The organism is Pseudomonas sp. BS3767 (assembly GCF_900099665.1).
Lineage (GTDB): Bacteria > Pseudomonadota > Gammaproteobacteria > Pseudomonadales > Pseudomonadaceae > Aquipseudomonas > Aquipseudomonas cerasi.
This window is the reverse complement of the sequence record NZ_FNCX01000009.1, coordinates 169,347-187,115: the sequence shown is the minus strand read 5'-3', so window position 1 is coordinate 187,115 and position 17,769 is coordinate 169,347. Positions and strand designations below refer to the sequence as shown.

At 61.2% G+C, this 17,769-nt stretch carries 20 protein-coding genes; 16 read left to right on the top strand and 4 right to left on the bottom strand.

Annotated elements, in window-relative coordinates; translation table 11 throughout:
* Positions 1-4: 4 nt before the first annotated feature.
* The 12 genes from BLR16_RS23045 to BLR16_RS22995 all read left to right on the top strand — a co-directional run bounded on the left by BLR16_RS23045 (position 5) and on the right by BLR16_RS22995 (position 10,218).
* Positions 5-1,300: a cobyrinic acid a,c-diamide synthase CobB gene (locus tag BLR16_RS23045; RefSeq protein ID WP_044309727.1), complete on the top strand. Its 1,296-nt coding sequence runs from the start codon at positions 5-7 to the stop codon at positions 1,298-1,300.
* Entirely contained in the window at positions 1,297-1,947 is a 651-nt protein-coding gene (gene bluB / locus BLR16_RS23040) for a 5,6-dimethylbenzimidazole synthase (protein ID WP_024661931.1), read from the top strand. Before BLR16_RS23045 ends, bluB begins: the two co-directional genes overlap by 4 nt.
* Positions 1,944-2,852, top strand: a complete 909-nt coding sequence (gene cbiB / locus BLR16_RS23035) for an adenosylcobinamide-phosphate synthase CbiB (protein ID WP_003369648.1) — start codon at positions 1,944-1,946, stop codon at positions 2,850-2,852. The genes bluB and cbiB overlap by 4 nt, the downstream gene beginning before the upstream one ends.
* Positions 2,845-3,849 (top strand): threonine-phosphate decarboxylase CobD, encoded by a 1,005-nt coding sequence (gene cobD, locus BLR16_RS23030; protein ID WP_024661930.1) that lies wholly within the window; start codon positions 2,845-2,847, stop codon positions 3,847-3,849. Before cbiB ends, cobD begins: the two co-directional genes overlap by 8 nt.
* Complete coding sequence (locus BLR16_RS23025; RefSeq protein WP_074808940.1) at positions 3,846-5,306, top strand: cobyric acid synthase; 1,461 nt, start codon at positions 3,846-3,848, stop codon at positions 5,304-5,306. The genes cobD and BLR16_RS23025 overlap by 4 nt, the downstream gene beginning before the upstream one ends.
* The gene (gene cobU / locus BLR16_RS23020) at positions 5,307-5,828 is read left to right on the top strand and encodes a bifunctional adenosylcobinamide kinase/adenosylcobinamide-phosphate guanylyltransferase (RefSeq protein ID WP_074808938.1); all 522 of its coding nucleotides are present in this window, start codon (positions 5,307-5,309) and stop codon (positions 5,826-5,828) included.
* Complete coding sequence (gene cobT / locus BLR16_RS23015; protein ID WP_058397281.1) at positions 5,825-6,877, top strand: nicotinate-nucleotide--dimethylbenzimidazole phosphoribosyltransferase; 1,053 nt, start codon at positions 5,825-5,827, stop codon at positions 6,875-6,877. The genes cobU and cobT overlap by 4 nt, the downstream gene beginning before the upstream one ends.
* Positions 6,874-7,446 carry an alpha-ribazole phosphatase family protein gene (gene cobC / locus BLR16_RS23010; RefSeq protein WP_074808936.1) on the top strand — a complete coding sequence of 191 codons (573 nt, stop codon included), beginning with the start codon at positions 6,874-6,876 and terminating at the stop codon, positions 7,444-7,446. Before cobT ends, cobC begins: the two co-directional genes overlap by 4 nt.
* A 1-nt stretch (position 7,447) precedes the next feature.
* Positions 7,448-8,179: an adenosylcobinamide-GDP ribazoletransferase gene (locus BLR16_RS23005; RefSeq protein ID WP_044309731.1), complete on the top strand. Its 732-nt coding sequence runs from the start codon at positions 7,448-7,450 to the stop codon at positions 8,177-8,179.
* 98 nt (positions 8,180-8,277) lie between these two features.
* A complete protein-coding gene (locus BLR16_RS23000) occupies positions 8,278-9,486 on the top strand; it encodes an MFS transporter (protein ID WP_003434384.1) in 1,209 nt (402 codons plus the stop codon).
* Entirely contained in the window at positions 9,483-9,605 is a 123-nt protein-coding gene (locus tag BLR16_RS28975; protein ID WP_003369667.1) for a hypothetical protein, read from the top strand. Before BLR16_RS23000 ends, BLR16_RS28975 begins: the two co-directional genes overlap by 4 nt.
* A 61-nt stretch (positions 9,606-9,666) precedes the next feature.
* Positions 9,667-10,218, top strand: coding sequence for a glutathione peroxidase (locus BLR16_RS22995; RefSeq protein WP_003369669.1), 552 nt, complete (start codon positions 9,667-9,669; stop codon positions 10,216-10,218).
* Between the two features lie 310 nt (positions 10,219-10,528).
* Here BLR16_RS22995 and BLR16_RS22990 read toward each other — a convergent pair whose 3' ends face one another.
* The 3 genes from BLR16_RS22990 to BLR16_RS22980 all read right to left on the bottom strand — a co-directional run bounded on the left by BLR16_RS22990 (position 10,529) and on the right by BLR16_RS22980 (position 13,059).
* Positions 10,529-11,812: an OmpP1/FadL family transporter gene (locus BLR16_RS22990; RefSeq protein WP_074808934.1), complete on the bottom strand. Its 1,284-nt coding sequence runs from the start codon at positions 11,810-11,812 to the stop codon at positions 10,529-10,531.
* A 241-nt stretch (positions 11,813-12,053) separates the two neighbouring features.
* A complete protein-coding gene (locus BLR16_RS22985) occupies positions 12,054-12,272 on the bottom strand; it encodes a hypothetical protein (protein WP_002554588.1) in 219 nt (72 codons plus the stop codon).
* A 481-nt stretch (positions 12,273-12,753) separates the two neighbouring features.
* Entirely contained in the window at positions 12,754-13,059 is a 306-nt protein-coding gene (locus BLR16_RS22980) for a hypothetical protein (RefSeq protein WP_003369674.1), read from the bottom strand.
* Positions 13,060-13,811: 752 nt separating this feature from the next.
* Between BLR16_RS22980 and rmuC the strand changes: the two genes are divergently transcribed.
* Both rmuC and BLR16_RS28970 read left to right on the top strand, forming a co-directional pair.
* Positions 13,812-15,176, top strand: a complete 1,365-nt coding sequence (gene rmuC / locus BLR16_RS22975; protein WP_161429162.1) for a DNA recombination protein RmuC — start codon at positions 13,812-13,814, stop codon at positions 15,174-15,176.
* A 199-nt stretch (positions 15,177-15,375) separates the two neighbouring features.
* Positions 15,376-15,498 carry a PA1414 family protein gene (locus BLR16_RS28970; RefSeq protein ID WP_003418154.1) on the top strand — a complete coding sequence of 41 codons (123 nt, stop codon included), beginning with the start codon at positions 15,376-15,378 and terminating at the stop codon, positions 15,496-15,498.
* 85 nt (positions 15,499-15,583) lie between these two features.
* On the opposite strand, the gene BLR16_RS22970 is transcribed toward BLR16_RS28970, so the two are convergent.
* Positions 15,584-15,883 (bottom strand): hypothetical protein, encoded by a 300-nt coding sequence (locus BLR16_RS22970; protein WP_074808969.1) that lies wholly within the window; start codon positions 15,881-15,883, stop codon positions 15,584-15,586.
* A gap of 225 nt (positions 15,884-16,108) precedes the next feature.
* On the opposite strand from BLR16_RS22970, the gene BLR16_RS22965 reads away from it, so the two are divergent.
* Together BLR16_RS22965 and BLR16_RS22960 are read left to right on the top strand one after the other, a co-directional pair.
* Entirely contained in the window at positions 16,109-16,708 is a 600-nt protein-coding gene (locus BLR16_RS22965) for a tRNA-uridine aminocarboxypropyltransferase (RefSeq protein ID WP_003369680.1), read from the top strand.
* Between the two features lie 100 nt (positions 16,709-16,808).
* Entirely contained in the window at positions 16,809-17,768 is a 960-nt protein-coding gene (locus tag BLR16_RS22960; RefSeq protein ID WP_003434388.1) for a DMT family transporter, read from the top strand.
* Position 17,769: the final 1 nt, after the last annotated feature.

Here is a 17,769-nt window from a genome sequence, read left to right as displayed (position 1 = left end):
TGCAATGAGAGCCCCGCGTGACTGTCCGGCGGTATTGATCGCTGCGCCTGCCTCCGGGCAAGGCAAAACCACGGTGACCGCTGCACTGGCACGCTTGCACCGCAACCAAGGGCGCAAGGTCCGGGTGTTCAAGTGCGGCCCGGACTTTCTTGACCCGATGATTCTCGAGCGGGCCAGTGGTGCGCCGGTCTATCAACTGGACATGTGGATGGTCGGTGCCGATGAAAGCCGTCGCCTGTTGTGGGAGGCGGCTGACGAGGCGGACCTGATTCTGATCGAAGGGGTCATGGGGCTGTTCGACGGCACGCCGTCGAGCGCCGACCTGTCCCGGCATTTTGGCGTGCCGGTACTCGGTGTGATCGACGGCACGGCCATGGCGCAGACGTTTGGCGCACTGGCGCTGGGCCTGGCGCGCTATCAGCCTGATCTGCCGTTCGCCGGCGTGTTGGCCAATCGCGTCGGCACGGTACGCCATGCGCAGTTGCTGGAGAACAGCCTGACCGAAGGCCTGCGCTGGTACGGCGCACTGTCCCGGGAAGTCGGCTTCGAATTGCCCAGCCGTCATCTGGGGTTGGTCCAGGCCAGTGAGCTCAATGATCTGGACGTGCGTCTGGACATGGCTGCTGCGGCGCTGGCCAGTACCTGTGAAGTGGCTTTGCCGCCGGCCGTGACCTTTACCGCGCCCGACCCGGTTCATGTCGAACCGCTGCTGCGCGGCGTACGCATTGCCATCGCACGCGATGAAGCCTTTGCCTTTCTGTATGGCGCGAGCCTGGAACTGCTGAGGAACATGGGCGCCGAGCTGAGTTTCTTCTCGCCGATCCATGATCGCGAGCTTCCCGAGGCCGACAGCCTGTACCTGCCCGGTGGCTATCCGGAGCTGCACCACGTGGCGCTGGCCGCCAATGGCACAATGCAGGCTTCGATCAGGGCTCACCATATTGCCGGCAAGCCGATTCTTGCCGAGTGCGGCGGCATGCTCTATTTGCTCGAAGCCCTGACCGATGTCGAGGGCGTGCGCGCCGAACTGGTCGGCTTGCTGTCCGGTGAAGCGGTCATGCAGAAGCGTCTGGCGGCGCTGGCCTTGCAGGCCGTCGAGCTGCCCGAGGGCACGCTGCACGGCCATACCTATCACCACTCGCTGACCAGCACCGAGCTGCAGCCGATTGCGCGTGGCGTCAGCCCCAATGGCGGGCGCGGCGCAGAAGCGGTCTATCGTTTGGGTCGTCTGACCGCGTCCTACGTGCATTTCTATTTTCCTTCCTGCCCCCGGGCGATTGCGGCGCTGTTCAAACCATGACCGAGCAAGCGTTCAGCCCCGAAGAGCGGGCTGCGGTGTACCGCGCTATCGCCGAACGTCGCGACATGCGCCACTTCATCGGTGGTGCGGTCGCGCCCGAGCTATTGGCGCGCGTGCTCGAAGCTGCGCATCAGGCTCCCAGCGTCGGGCTGATGCAGCCGTGGCGCTTCATCCGCATCAGCGATCCGCTATTGCGCGGCAGGATGCAGGCGCAGGTAGAGGAGGAGCGTGTTCGTACCGCCGAGGCGCTGGGGGAGCGAACCGACGAGTTCATGAAGCTCAAGGTCGAAGGCATCAACGACTGCGCAGAAGTGCTGGTCGCCGCGCTGATGGAAGGGCGTGAGCAACACATTTTCGGGCGTCGCACCTTGCCCGAAATGGACATGGCATCGCTGTCCTGCGCGATCCAGAACCTGTGGCTGGCATCGCGTGCAGAAGGCCTGGGCATGGGCTGGGTGTCGCTGTTCGACCCCGAGGCATTGGCCGAACTGCTGGGCATGCCTGACGGCGCGAAGCCGCTGGCGATCATTTGCCTGGGGCCGGTCAAGGAATTCTATCCTGCGCCAATGCTGGTGATGGAAGGCTGGGCGCAGGCGCGTCCGCTGCACGAGCTGCTGTACGAGAATCAATGGGGAGTGAATCAATGAGTGTGGCGCTGTTGAGCGTCGCCGGGGTCGCGCTGGATGCGCTGCTCGGTGAGCCAAAACGATGGCATCCGCTGGTGGCGTTCGGCAACTTCGCCAATCGGGTCGAGCAGCGTTTCAACAGTGGCGGCCGTGGCTGGCGCAGTCACGGCGTTACCGCCTGGGTCATCACCGTTGTGCCGCTGACGCTGCTGGCCACGCTGCTGAGCTGGTTGCCTGGCGTGGGCTGGCTGTTCGAGATTCTGGCGCTGTATGGCGCGCTGGGCATGCGCAGTCTGGGCGAGCACGTTCAGCCGGTGGCGCAAGCGCTGCGCAGTGATGATCTGGTTGAAGCACGTCAGCGGGTCGGTTATCTGGTCAGTCGCCAGACCACTGAGCTGGACGCTACCGAAGTCGCCCGCGCAGCCACCGAGTCGGTGCTGGAGAACGGTAGCGATGCGGTGTTCGCAGCGTTATTCTGGTTTGTCGTGGCCGGTGCGCCCGGCGTGGTGCTGTACCGGCTGAGCAATACGCTGGACGCCATGTGGGGCTATCGCAACGAGCGCTTTGAGCGTTTTGGCTGGGCTGCGGCGAAGATCGACGATCTGCTCAACTATATTCCCGCACGTCTTGTGGCATTGACTTACGCCTTGTTGGGCAAGACCCGACTGGCGCTGCGTTGCTGGCGCACACAGGCTCCGGCCTGGGACAGTCCGAATGCCGGTCCGGTGATGGCCGCTGGCGCAGGCGCGCTGGGTGTCGAACTGGGTGGCGCGGCGATCTACCACGGCGAGTTGCATCAGCGTCCGCAACTGGGTGAGGGTGCGCCTGCCGACGCGGACTCGATCGATCGCGGCTGGCAACTGGTGCAGCGCGGCGTCTGGTTATGGCTGCTGGTCATCTGCGTGGCGGCTGAATTTTATGCTTGAGCACGGCGGGCGGTTGCGCGCGGCGGCGCAGCATTACGGTATTCAGCTAGCCGACTGGCTGGACCTGTCCACTGGGATCGCGCCCTGGTCGTGGCCCATCCCGGAGATTCCGACGCGTGCCTGGGCGCGGTTGCCCGAGACCGACGATGGTCTGGAAGCGGCGGCCTGCGCGTATTACGGTGTGTCCCGGTTATTGCCGGTGTCTGGTTCGCAGGCCGCGATTCAGGCACTGCCGCGGGTGCGCAGCGGGGGGCGAGTTGGCGTTCTGTCGCCCTGCTACGCAGAGCACGCGCATGCCTGGCGCAAGAACGGTTTCGTGGTCCGTGAGGTGGGTGAGCAGGAGGTCGACTACTTCCTCGACAGCCTGGACATACTGGTAGTGGTCAACCCCAACAACCCGACCGGTCTGCACCTGAGCGCCGAGCGCTTGCTGGAGTGGCATGCACGACTGGCCGAGCGCGGTGGCTGGCTGGTCGTCGATGAAGCGTTCATGGATAACACGCCGGGCATGAGCCTGGCGGCCGAAACGGGGCGCAGCGGGCTGATCGTCCTGCGTTCGTTCGGCAAGTTTTTCGGCCTGGCTGGCGTGAGGCTCGGTTTTGTCATGGCCGAGCCGGTGCTGTTGAGGATGCTGGCGCAGGAAATCGGCCCCTGGTCGGTCAGTGGGCCAACCCGGATCATCGGTCAGGTGTGCCTCAGTGATCAGCAGGGGCAGGCGCGTCAACGTGAGCGCTGTGACCAGGCCCGCGACCGGCTGGTGGCGTTGCTCGACCGCTACGCTCTGACCCCGCAAGGCGGCTGTGCGCTGTTCCAATGGCTGGTGACCCCTGAGGCGCAGACGCTCTATGAGTTTTGTGCGCGGCGCGGCGTGCTGCTGCGTCTGTTCAAGGGTGACACCTCCGAGTCGTCCAGTCTGCGTTTCGGTCTGCCCCGCGACGAGGCCGACTGGCTGCGGCTGCACGATGTTCTGCTTGAATACCGCAAGGAATACCCATGAGCACGCTGATGGTACAAGGCACCACCTCCGATGCCGGCAAAAGCACTCTGGTGACGGCCCTGTGCCGCTGGCTGACTCGTCAGGGCGTCAAGGTCGTGCCGTTCAAGCCGCAGAACATGGCGCTCAACAGCGCGGTGACTGCAGACGGCGGCGAGATCGGCCGCGCGCAGGCCGTGCAGGCGCAGGCGTGCTACCTCGAACCGCACACCGACATGAACCCGGTGCTGCTCAAGCCCAACAGTGACACGGGCGCGCAGGTGATCATTCACGGCCGTGCGGTCACCACCATGAACGCGATGGCTTATCACGGCTACAAAGAGATCGCCATGCAGGCGGTGCTGGAATCCCATCGGCGCCTGGGTGAAAGCTACCCGGTGATCGTGGTCGAGGGCGCGGGTTCTCCGGCCGAGATCAACCTGCGCGCCAACGATATCGCCAACATGGGCTTTGCCGAGGCGGTCGACTGCCCGGTGCTGCTGATTGCCGATATCAATCGTGGCGGGGTGTTTGCCCATCTGGTCGGCACCCTTGAGCTGCTGTCGCCCAGTGAGCGGGCGCGGGTCAAGGGTTTCATCATCAACCGTTTTCGCGGTGACATCGCCTTGTTGCAGCCGGGTCTGGACTGGCTGGAAGCACGCACCGGCAAGCCGGTGGTTGGCGTGCTGCCCTACGTGATGGACCTGCACCTCGAAGCCGAAGACGGCCTGGACCAGCGCCAGACCGACAAGGTCGAGCATGTGCTGAACGTGGTGGTCCCGGTGCTGCCTCGCATCAGTAATCACACTGATTTCGACCCGCTGCGCCTGCACCCTCAGGTCAATCTGCAGTTCATCGGTCCCGGCCAGGCGATTCCTCCTGCTGACCTGATCATTCTGCCCGGCTCGAAAAGCGTGCGCAGCGATCTGAACTACCTGCGCAACAATGGCTGGGACACCGCCATCGAGCGGCATTTGCGTTATGGCGGCAAGCTGATGGGGATCTGCGGCGGCCTGCAAATGCTCGGTGAGCAGGTGCACGATCCTCTCGGGCTGGAAGGCGCAGCCGGGTCCAGCGCCGGGTTTGGCCTACTGGCAATGAGCACGGTGCTGGAAGCGGAAAAGCAACTGCGCAATGTGCGCGGTCGTCTGACCCTGGAAGACGCCGAGGTCAGCGGCTACGAAATTCATGCCGGGGTAACGACAGGGCCGGCGCTGGAGCAGGCTGCCGTGCAACTGGACGACGGGCGTTGCGATGGCGCGCAGAGTGTCGACGGGCAGGTGCTCGGGACTTACCTGCACGGCCTGTTCGAATCACCTGCGGCCTGTAGCGCGTTACTGCGCTGGGCGGGGTTGGCGAACGTGCAGTCCGTCGATTATCACGCCCTGCGCGAGCGCGACATCGAACGTCTGGCGGACCTGGTGGAAAAACACCTGGACGGCCCATTGCTTCGCGAACTGTGTGGCCTGGAGGCGAACTGAATGCTGCAATTGATCCTCGGCGGCGCGCGTTCCGGCAAGAGTCGCCTGGCGGAAAAACTGGCCGCCGACAGCACGCTGAAGGTGACCTACATCGCCACCAGTCAGCCTCTGGACGGCGAAATGAATCAGCGTGTTGCGAGCCATCGCGCACGCCGTCCCGAGCACTGGGGGTTGGTCGAAGAGCCGATCGAGCTGGCGCGGGTGCTGCGCGAAAATGCGGCGCCCGATTGCTGCCTGCTAGTCGATTGCCTGACCCTCTGGCTGACCAATCTGTTGATGCTCGACAACCCCGAGCGCCTGCTTCAAGAACGTGAATCCCTGCTCGACAGCCTTGCCGGGCTGCCGGGTGAAATCATTTTTGTCAGCAACGAAACCGGGCTTGGCGTCGTGCCGCTCGGCGAAATGACCCGTCGCTATGTCGATGAAGCCGGCCTGTTGCATCAGGCGCTGGCCGAGCGTTGCCAGCGTGTCGTGTTGACCGTTGCCGGCTTGCCCCTGACGTTGAAAGGAACCGCGCTATGAGTAATTCCTGGTGGCTCAAGCCTGCACAGGCCATTGATGTACCGATGCGCGAGGCGGCACTGGCCCGTCAGCAGCAACTGACCAAACCCGCCGGTTCGCTGGCGCAACTGGAGCGCCTGGCGGTACAGCTGGCCGGTTTGCAAGGGCGTGAGCGTCCGGCCGCCGATCAACTGTGGATCGCGATTTTTGCCGCTGATCATGGTGTCGTCGCTGAAGGTGTGTCGGCGTATCCACAGGAAGTCACCGGGCAGATGCTGCACAACTTCGTCAACGGCGGCGCCGCGATCAGCGTGCTGGCGCGTCAGCTCTCCGCGCAACTGGACGTGGTCGATCTGGGCACTGTGTCGCCAATGGATTTGCCCGGGGTGCGCCATCTGCGCATTGGCGCGGGCACCGCCAATTTTGCCTACGGGCCGGCCATGAGTGTCGAGCAGGGGCTCGCTGCCCTGCAGGCCGGGCGTGACAGCGTATTGCGCGCCAAGGCTGTCGGCACTGAACTGTTCATCGGCGGCGAGATGGGCATCGGCAACACCACAGCCGCCAGCGCAGTCGCCTGCTCGTTGCTGGAGTGCGCTGCGCCGTTGCTGGTCGGACCCGGTACCGGGCTGAACGCCGAGGGCATTCAGCACAAGACTCATGTCATCGAGCGCGCACTGGCATTGCACGCCGATCAGGCGGGAGACCCGTTGAACAGCCTGTTCTGCCTGGGCGGCTTCGAAATCGCCGCGCTGACCGGTGCGTACCTGGCCTGCGCGCAGGAAGGTATTGCGGTACTGGTCGACGGTTTCATTTGCAGCGCGGCCGCGCTGGTAGCGGTGCGCCTGAATCCTTCCTGCCGCAACTGGCTGTTGTTCGGTCATCGGGGCGCCGAACCGGGCCATCGGCATCTGCTGGAAACGCTGCAGGCCGAACCGCTGCTGGACCTCGGTTTGCGTCTGGGCGAGGGCAGCGGTGCCGCACTGGCTGTGCCGCTGGTACGCCTGGCGTGCGAGCTGCACAGCGGCATGGCGACGTTTGCCGAAGCGGCTGTGGCGGATCGCCCCGCATGACCTTACACCTGGACCTGTTGCGGCACGGCGAAACCGAACTGGGCGGCGGCCTGCGCGGCAGTCTCGACGACGCGCTGACCGAGTCTGGCTGGCAGCAGATGCGTGCGGCGGTGGTCGATGGCGGCCCTTGGACGCGGATTGTCAGCTCGCCGCTGCAACGTTGCGCACGTTTCTCCGAAGAGCTGGCGCAGCGCTTGTCGTTGCCTCTGCACCTGGAGCCAGGTTTGCAGGAGCTGCATTTCGGCGACTGGGAAGGGCACAGCCCTGCGCAACTCATGGAAACCGATGCGCAGGGCCTGGGTCTGTTCTGGGCGGACCCCTACGCGTTCACACCCCCCAACGGCGAGCCGGTGCTGGATTTCTCGAACCGGGTATTGAGTGCCATTGAGCGTCTGCATCAGGCTTACGCCGGTGAGCGCGTGTTGCTGGTCAGTCATGGCGGTGTCATGCGCTTGCTGGTGGCGCAGGCGCGTGGTTTGCCGCGTGAGCAACTGTTGCAGGTGGTGGTCGGGCATGGCGCGCTGTTGTCGATTCAGGTCGCTGCTGATCGCGTACTCACGGAGATCTGAGATGCTGCCGTTCTGGATCGCCCTGCAATTTCTCGGCAGCCTGCCGATCAGACTGCCGGGCATGCCGCGCCCTGAAGAGCTAGGACGCTCCTTGCTGTACTACCCGTTGGTCGGGGCGGTGTTCGGCACGCTGCTGCTGGGCTTCAACACCTTGCTCAGTGGTACGCCGCTCATGCTGCACGCCGCGCTGGTACTCAGTGCCTGGGTATTGCTCAGCGGCGGCCTGCATCTGGACGGTCTGGCCGACAGTGCTGACGCCTGGCTGGGCGGCTTCGGTGACCGTGAACGCACCTTGAAGATCATGAAGGACCCACGCAGCGGGCCTATCGCCGTGGTCACGCTGGTCCTGGTGCTGCTGCTCAAGTTTGCTGCGATTCTGGCGCTGATCGAGAGCCATGCCAGTGTCTGGCTGCTGTTGGCGCCGGTGATCGGGCGCGCGGCCATGCTTGGGCTGTTTCTGGGAACGCCGTATGTACGTTCCGGGGGATTGGGGCAGGCGCTCGCCGATCACCTGCCGCGTGGCCCTGGACGCAAGGTTTTGGCCGCCACTGCCATTGCGTGCGTGCTGCTCGCCGGCTGGTCAGGGGTAGCTGTATTGCTGGTCTGCGCCGTTTGTTTCTTCTGGCTGCGACAGTTGATGATGCGCCGTCTGGGCGGCTGCACCGGCGATACGGCCGGGGCATTGCTCGAGCTGCTGGAATTGGCGGTGCTGCTGACGCTGGCGCTGCTTTGAGACCCTGCACAACGCTTTGTTGACAGCTTTTACCGGCAGCGCGTAGCTTCGCGAATTGCGGGTCAAACCATGTAACACAAAGCGCAGGGAGCTTAACCATGACATCGATCTGGCGTACCAGTGGCTGGGTTCTGCTGGGCAGTGCGTTGATTCTTGCGCTTTCGCTGGGTACGCGGCACGGCTTCGGTCTGTTTCTGGCACCCATGAGTGCCGAGTTTGGCTGGGGGCGTGAAGTCTTTGCCTTTGCCATCGCCCTGCAGAATCTGATGTGGGGCCTGGCGCAGCCCTTCGCCGGGGCGCTGGCAGATCGATTCGGGGCGGCGAAAGTCGTCTTCGTCGGCGGTGTGCTGTATGCAGCAGGTCTGCTGTGTATGAGTACCGCCGATTCTTCCCTCAGCCTTTCATTGAGCGCCGGTCTGCTGATCGGTATCGGTCTGTCCGGCACATCGTTTTCGGTCATCCTGGGTGTTGTGGGGCGTGCGCTGCCTGCGGAAAAACGCAGTATGGGCATGGGGATCGCCAGCGCCGCCGGCTCATTCGGTCAGTTCGCCATGCTGCCCGGTACATTGGGTTTGATCAGCTGGCTGGGCTGGTCCGGCGCCTTGCTGGTGCTGGGTGTGATGGTGGCGTTGATCCTGCCTCTGGTGGGCATGCTCAAGGATACGCCGAGTGTATCCACCGGCGTCGAACTGACCCTCGGCGAGGCGCTGCGCGAGGCGTGCTCGCATTCGGGGTTCTGGCTGTTGGCGCTGGGGTTCTTTGTCTGCGGTTTTCAAGTGGTCTTCATCGGCGTGCACTTACCGGCCTATCTGGTGGATCAGCACTTGCCCGCCAAGGTTGGCACTACAGTGCTGGCCCTGATTGGCCTGTTCAATATCTTCGGCACGTATACCGCAGGCTGGCTGGGCGGGCGCATGTCCAAACCCCGGCTGCTGACTGTGCTTTACCTGTTGCGCGCGGTGGTGATCGTGCTGTTTCTCTGGATACCCTTGAGCCAGACCACGGCGTATCTGTTCGGCGTGGCGATGGGCTTGCTGTGGCTGTCGACCGTGCCGCTGACCAACGGTACGGTTGCGACACTGTTCGGTGTGCGTAACCTGTCGATGCTGGGCGGCATCGTCTTTCTGTTTCACCAGTTGGGCGCCTTCCTCGGTGGCTGGCTGGGCGGGCTGGTGTATGACCGCACCGGCAGCTACGACCTGATCTGGCAAGTCTCGATCCTGCTGAGTCTGCTCGCGGCGGCGCTCAACTGGCCGGTGCGCGAGCGCCCGGTGGCGCGCTTGCAGGCGCAGGGCAGTCTGGCATGAGTCGGCGATGGCCTTTGCTGATGGCACTGCTGGTGGGCGCGGTGGTGCTGGGATTGCTCTGGTGGGCCTGGCAGCATGTCGGGCTGGCCGCTCTGCAATTGGGAATGGGCGCTTGCTAGGCAGACGCTCCGGCATGGGGTAGCGTGTCGGCAGACGACAACAATATTCAGGGCCGCCATGATGAACATTCGCTTTCTTTCGATCCCTCTTTTGCTGCTGGCCGTGAGCGGTGCAGCGATGGCTGCCGACTGCCCGCCATTGCTGCAAGGCGAATTGCCCAAGCTGCGCGCCAAGGAAAACATCGACCTGTGCAAACGCTTCGCCGGCAAGCCGCTGGTGGTGGTCAATACTGCCAGCTTCTGCGGCTTCGCCCCGCAGTTCAAAGGTCTTGAAGAGCTGAGTCAGCGCTACAAGGGGCAGGGGCTCGAGGTGTTGGGCGTGCCGTCCAATGATTTCAAACAGGAAGCCAAGGATGGTGAGGAGACCGCCAAGGTCTGCTACGTCAACTATGGCGTGACCTTCACCATGACCGAGCCGCAGGCGGTACGCGGTGATGATGCGACCCACTTGTTCAAGGTGCTGGCCGAGCAGAGCAGTGCGCCGCGCTGGAACTTTTACAAATACGTGGTTGATCGCCAGGGCAAGGTCATCGCCAACTTCTCCAGCATGACCAAGCCGGATGATCCGGAGCTGATCGCAGCCATTGAGAAGGCGATTGCGTCGAAGCCTTAAGGGGGCAAAAAAGGGCGGTTTGAGTCTTGTTTGAATCGACCACCCTTGTGTGACGCGGAGTGCCATAAAGAGGACGCAGAGCGTCCAGAACTGCATGCCGACGCGGAGCATCGGCACGATAGTCAATCAGTGACGCGGAGTGTCGGCACGATAGTCAGTCAATGACGTGGAGCATCGGCACGATAGTCAGTCAATGACGTGGGGCGTCGGCACGCTAGTCAATCAATGCAGGTCTGAGCGCTCCAGGCACGCAATAAAAAAGCCCGCAACCATCACTGGTTGCGGGCTTTTTTCAGCCTGGCAGTTGCTATCAGAAGCGATAGGTAACCGAAGTGCCCAGGCCGTGAGCGGTGTTGCGGTAGTCGGCGCTGTACGAGCCTTTAGACGGGCTGCTGTCGCGGATCTTGGTTTCGTCTTCACGCAGGTACGAATACGCCACGTCGATGGTCAGGTCGTCGGTCGGGCTCCAGCCTGCACCGAAGCTGATGATCTTGCGATCGCCGGTCGGGATGCGTGGGGAGCGGTTGACGTTGTTGGTCGGCGACTGATCAACGGAGAAGCCGGTGCGCAGCGTCCACTCTTTATTGACCTTATACGACGCACCGATGGCGTGTGCCCAGGTGTCGTGCCAGTTCTGTTCTTCGGTGATGGTGCCGATTGGGCCTGCGGAACCGCCCAGCAGGGCAGGGACGCCATCGTTGTTGACGGTGATGTCTTGCAGGCGGCTCCAGCGAGTCCAGGTACTGCCGGCGTAGACCGTCCAGTTCTCGTCGATCTGCTGGGTGATGGAGAAGTCCACGGACTCAGGCGTGGAGATGTCCAGCGAAGCGTCATACTTCTGACCGCCGAACGGACCAAAGCCCGAACCTTCGATCTTGGTCTTGCCCTTGAGCTTGTAATCGACCTTGGAGTGGTAAGTCAGGCCCAGGCGGGTGGTGTCGGTAGCCTGGACCAGAATGCCGGCATTGAAGCCGACTGCGGTGTCATCGCCTTCGATCTTCACCTTGCCGTCGTTACGGCCAAGCGAGCTAGTATTCAGGGTCGCAGAGGTCAGCTCGCCGTCGATACGGTTGATCGTCGGGCCGAAACCGATGGAGACCTTGTCGTTGAATGCATAGCTGACGGTCGGCTGGAAGGTCACGACCTGGACGTGACTCTTGTCGCCAAAATAGCGGCCAGCGAAGCCTTTTTCGTAATCGGTGACCAGGCCGAACGGTACGTACACGCCCAGACCAAATGCCCAGTGATCATCGATTGGTTTGACGTAGTAGCCCATGGGTACGCCGACCACCGGAACCATATCGCCGTCGTTGCTGCCGCCAAATGTGCCACGACCGTTGTCGATGTCGGTCTTGGCGATCACGGCAGCTGCGCCGACGCTGATTTGTTCGCGTTTGATGCGGGACATACCGGCAGGGTTGCCGAATACGGTGCTTGCGTCATCGGCTGACGAGGAGCGACCTGCAAAGCCGGTGCCCATGCCGCTGATGCTTTGTTCGTTGAGGGCAAAGCCGGCAGCGAGCAGTTGAGAAGAGGCCAGACCCAGTGCGAGTCCAAGCGTTGTCCGGTTCAGTGCTTTTGTCATTATTTTCATTATTAGAACTCCTTGTTGTTCACCGGTCGAAAATTACCAACATTTTCGACGGCGCGCTATAGGCTGAGGAGCCCGATTTAGAGCTATTCTTGTAGGACAATCCCATCAAGGGAGTAGGAATTGCAATTTAGAGCAAGTTCCAGTGCTGCAGGCATTGTGTGATGCAGACGATACAAAGCGCGCATAAAAAAAGCCCCGCCTTTGCAGTGCGGGGCTTTCGGCTTGCGGTGCAGCGTTTTCGTCAGGCGATGAGGGCCTGACGGGTACGCTCGATCACGGCCTGCAGCGGCTCGGCGCTGGCGTACTGATCGGGGTACAGGCGTTCGCTGTGGCGGGCGATGCCGTGTTCATTGACGATGGTGAAGCTGAAGCAGCCTTTGCGAGCGGCCATGATCAGGCAGTTCATCGGGGCAAAAGCATTGGTCAATGTGTGAATTGCATGTTGAGTCTGAGTATTCATATTCAAGGTGTTTCCTGAAGCAACACGGAACAATACCGTGCAAAAATAAAGATTCCAGTAAACGCGGGCCGACATTTGATACAAAAGCCTGGCTGGGCGGAGAACCTGACTGGAACAAAGACAGGCAGTTGAAGCGCGCTTTATCGTATGGCGCTCTGGCTGACCGGTAGGTACTTAGGAGGGCAGGCAACACAACAGGAGCAAAGGTTCTACGCTCCGGGTGAAGATCCTGATCAATTGCAGGCTGGTTGAAGCAGACCATGAGAGCCATAACTGCACTGTCACCCCAAATGGTGCATCAGCGCGAGAGGTTCATGTCTGGAAACCATCGAGGTGGTCGATCCCTTGTTGCCAACATTCTCGTCGCATGGAGGAGTGTCTGTCGGGGGACTTGTCGACCGGAATTGATTTTCAGCTTGGTACTAACGGCGGCGATATTACCCGCCTCATCGAAACATTGCAAGTGGCAGTGAATGAATCTTCACCAGTGCCCGACCAGTCGATAGATCAGTACAGTAACCGATGCAACCATCGAGCAGCCCAGCAGGTAGGCGGCTACGGTCAGCCGTAGTGACCTGCGGCTTTCGATGGCGCGCATGATATCGCCTGTCGCGTTGATACGCCCGTTGCTCAGATCGCTGCAGATGATCAGCATCAGGGCAATCGCCGACAGCAGCACGCTGTAGGCGAACACGCCGCCGTCCGGGGGTGGCAGTACGATACTGACTGCCAGGGCGACGAGGCAGACGGCCAACAACAGCAGGAAGAACCTGGCGATCTCCTTCATGGATTCCTTCACTGAATCGTTGGTGAATTAGGGTGAGGTGCATTTTTGCCAGTGCTTGGACCGCGGGTTGTGCAATTTGTCGCCTGCGTCGCTTTCATCGCCCCGAATAATGCTCGAAATGCGTCGTCAGCCCTGTCGATCCAGCACCTGAAAACCTGCTGAAAGCCTTGTATTCATTGAGAATACGTTGCAATTGAGCAAACATTACATGACGCGTGAAATGATGAAAAAGGGGCATGCTCATGAGTTGTGCACATTAGCGGCACAAGCTGCCACATCACTGTCACAACCGAAGCTAAGGGTTTGATTTATGATGGTGAATTATTAAGTCAATGAAAAACATCGTTTTTTTTAGCTGGTGAAAAAATCGTCAGTTTGAGCGCAGGCCCCATGCTGCTTGCGTTTGCGGAAGTTAAAGGGGGGTTGTCCACTGAGTTATCCACAGCTTCTGTGGATTGTCCCGCGCAAAATGTCCCCCTAATAGGGGCTGTGTGCCGCGCTGAAAACGCGTACAATCCGTTCCCCCGATTTACCCCCGCCTGTTGATCCCGTCTCACCCGAGACGATGTTTCTGCTGCACTATCACGCTCTACCCAAACTGCCGCTGGCCCTTATTATTCAGCCCGCATGGAGTCTTTATGGCACTGGACCTGAACAGCCTGTTACTGGGGCTTGGCGCAGCAGCATTGCCCTTGCTGGGCCTGCTCTGGCATTTGCAGCGCCGTCTGGCCGCTCGCCAGGCTGAGAGCGCCCTGCTCGACGAGCGTCTGAGCATGGCGCAAATGGCGCAGGAGGGTCTCAATGCCCAGCTGGATGCGTGCCGTGACGAGGTCAGCGACCTCAGTCAGGCCAATGCGGCCAAGCAGGCTGACCTTGCGGCATTGCGCCGCGAGGTCGAGTTGCTGCGCCAGGAAAGCGATAACGCGCGCGAAACGGCGCAGGACTGGAATCATGAACGTGCCGCCAGAGAGGCGGAGTTGCGCCGTCTTGATGCGCAGTGTGCCGCGCTTAACGCTGAGTTGCGCGAACAGCAGGATGGCCATCAGCAGCGCCTGAACGATTTGCAGGGTTCCCGGGATGAACTGCGCGCGCAGTTCGCCGAACTGGCGGGCAAGATTTTCGATGAGCGCGAGCAGCGCTTCGCCGAGACCAGCCAGCAGCAGTTGGGCCAATTGCTCACGCCGCTCAAGGAACGTATCCAGTCGTTCGAAAAGCGTGTCGAGGAAAGTTACCAGAACGAAGCGCGCGAACGCTTCTCCCTGGCCAAGGAGCTGGAACGTCTGCAGCAGTTGAATCAGCGTTTGAGTGATGAGGCGACCAACCTGACACGCGCCTTGAAGGGGCAGAAGACCCAGGGCAACTGGGGCGAGTTGATCCTGGAACGCGTGCTGGAGCATGCCGGGCTTGAAAAGGGCCGTGAGTACCAGACGCAAATCAGCCTCAAGGGGCCGGACGGTGAGCGCTTTCAGCCTGACGTGCTGATCATGTTGCCGGGCGACAAGCAGGTGGTGGTCGACGCCAAGGTCAGCCTGACGGCCTACCAGCAATATGTGTCTGCCGATGACGAGGTGATTGGACAGGCTGCGCTGAAGCAGCACGTACTGTCGTTGCGTAACCATGTCAAAGGCTTGTCGGGCAAGGATTACAAGCGTCTAGAAGGGCTTCACAGTCTGGATTTCGTTCTGCTTTTCGTGCCGATCGAAGCGGCTTTTTCTGCCGCCTTGCAGGCCGAGCCGAATCTGTTTCAGGAAGCCTTCGACCGCAACATCGTGATTGTCAGCCCCACGACCCTGCTGGCCACGTTGCGGGTGATTGACAGCTTGTGGAAGCAGGAGCGTCAGAGCCAGAACGCCCGTGAGATCGCCGAGCGGGCAGGCTGGCTATACGACAAGTTCGTATTGTTCATTCAGGATCTAGATGAGGTAGGCAACCGCCTGCAACAGCTGGATAAGGCCTATTCGGCAGCGCGCAACAAGCTCACCGAAGGGCGCGGTAACCTGATCAGCCGCAGCGAACAACTCAAACTGCTCGGTGCGCGGGCCAGCAAGAGTCTGCCCGCCGATTTACTGGAGCGGGCGATGACCGATAATGATGGCCTGATCAGCCCGCCGGACTGAGCTGCTCGAATCGTCGGCGTAATGTTCAGTAACAGGCCGTCCGTCGCAAAGACTAGAAGCGATCCTGCACAAATGTCACATTGGCTCCATCGGGAAAATTGTTTCTCGTTGCACTCGGCTAACAGTTCATTTGCTTCTATGATCTCTAGTGAGTGATGAGTACGGATTGACTGCCGGGTATTTCCCTCAAGGGGGCTCTATGAATAGCAAACTGCAAGAATGGCTCCACGATGTAGGCGTTGCACTGGGTCTGATAGAACGCCCAAAACTGCAACCCATTCCGGTTCGTGCCGATGACGATCGTCGCCGTCAACGCCGGTAAGCTTCTCGCCTGATCCTGGCCACAGGGTAGTGCGCATGTTGAGTTTCGTCGGGGCGCACAGGGCGTCCCGATACAAGAGCCGGCGCTAATGCTGATGCCCGGGCTCGTTCTTCGGCTCTATCGAGCCCTTTTCCGTCTCCTGCAATAAAATCAGTCCTATGATCCTGTGCAACGCAAACTGTCCGGGGCTGGCGATCACCGCTGTCCTGATGGTTTCCGTGAGTGTGAAGCTGAGGGCTTCCTTCAGTTCGAGGAAAAACAGCTCGATATCATCGTCATCAAGGGCCAGATCGGCGAGCGTGGCGTCATCCTGAATCGCGCTCTTGTCCACTAGAATGATGCCTAGAGCGTTGAATACCTTTTGCCTGATCTCTTCGCGATTCATGAAAGCCCCTGATGTGGATCTTGTCAGATACAACAGGCGTACTTCATTTCTCCAGCCCAGATCCATGAGGCTAGCTCAAATCGCCGTTGCGGCTGTGGATTGCCCCGCCGTTATGGTGCCGATTTGTTTAAAATGCAGGGCTGTTCGACAGGCGGTTGGTGGCAACGCTGATTCGTTGTGCTGTGCAGCACCTTTAACCTTGTGAGATTGACCGAGTACTGATCCATGTCCCGCGCCCGTTGTGAGCGTTGTCTGCGTCCTGCCACGCATTGTCTGTGCGCCCTGATTCCGCAGCTGGACAGCCGCACGCGAGTGTTGATCCTGCAGCATCCCGATGAAGTCGGCCATGCCTTGAACACCGCCCGACTGGCCGCGCTCGGTCTGGTCAATGCGCAGTTGTTGGTGGGCGAAGTGTTCGACGATCTGCAGCAGATTCTGAATCCGCCCGGCTATCAGCCTCGATTGCTGTTTCCGGGTGAGGCTGCGCAGGCGCTGACGCCTTATGCGCAGGATTCACTGCCCATGCTGCTGGTCGTGCCGGATGGCACGTGGCGCAAGGCGCGCAAACTGCTGCACCTCAACCCCTTGCTCGCCGAGCTGCCAAGGGTGACGCCGGGCGACGTGCCTGTTTCGCGTTATCGCTTGCGCAAGGCGCCCGGCCCTGAGGCCTTGTCGACACTTGAGGCCATCGTGCATACCTTGCAGATGCTGGAAGCACCCACCTCGTTCGAGGCGTTGCTCAAGCCGTTCGATGCGTTGATCGAAGGTCAGATTCAGGCCATGGGCAGTGAGACCTACCAGCGCAATCACGGCGGCCAGCGGTAAGGAACACAATTTGCGCCGTTAACTGCACCCAGCTGTAACTGTTGCTTTGCCGATCAGCGCCTAGAATGGGGGTTCTGTTCTGTCTCATGCGGAAGTTGCAATGCACATCTCGTCTGGTCGCTGGGTCTATGGCCTCTGTCTGTCACTGTTGACCGCGCTGCTGTGGGGGATTTTGCCGATCAAGCTCAAGCAGGTGCTGCAGGTGATGGATCCGGTGACCGTGACCTGGTTCCGTCTGGCTGTGTCCGGGGCGCTGTTGTTCATCTGGCTGGCGTCGGTCAAACGCCTGCCCAGTTTCAAGGTGCTGGGACGCAAGGGCAGGGTGCTGGTCGGGCTGGCCGTGTTCGGTCTGGTCGGCAACTATGTGCTCTATCTCATTGGCTTGCGGTTGCTGAGCCCGGGTACCACGCAATTGCTGGTTCAGGTCGGTCCGATTTTTCTGTTGATCAGCAGCATCTTTCTGTTCAAGGAGCGTTTCAGTCTGGGGCAGGGCATCGGTCTGGCGGTGCTGCTGGTGGGTTTCGGGTTCTTTTTCAATCAGCGGCTGGTGGAGCTTTTCACCTCGTTGGGCGATTACACCCTGGGCGTACTGGTGGTGCTCCTGGCCTCGACCATCTGGACGTTCTACGGGCTGAGTCAGAAGCAGCTTCTGACGGTATGGAATTCACTGCAGGTGATGATGGTGATCTACCTGTTTTGCGCCCTGTTGCTCACGCCGTGGGCGCACCCTGCCGAGGCGTTGCTGTTGAGCCCGTTACAGGGCTGGCTGCTGCTGGCCTGCTGTCTGAATACGCTGGTGGCTTACGGTGCCTTCGCTGAAGCGCTGGCGCACTGGGAGGCCTCGCGGGTCAGTGCGACGCTCGCGCTGACGCCCTTGGTCACACTGACCGCCGTGGCGGTTGCCGCCTGGCTGTGGCCGGATTACGTGCAGGCTGAAGAGTTGAACATGCTGGGTTATGGCGGTGCGCTGCTGGTGGTGGCCGGATCGGCGCTGACCGCGCTTGGCCCCTCGCTGGTCGCCGGGCTTAGGGCCCGCAAGGCGCGGCTGGCGCAGGCCTGAC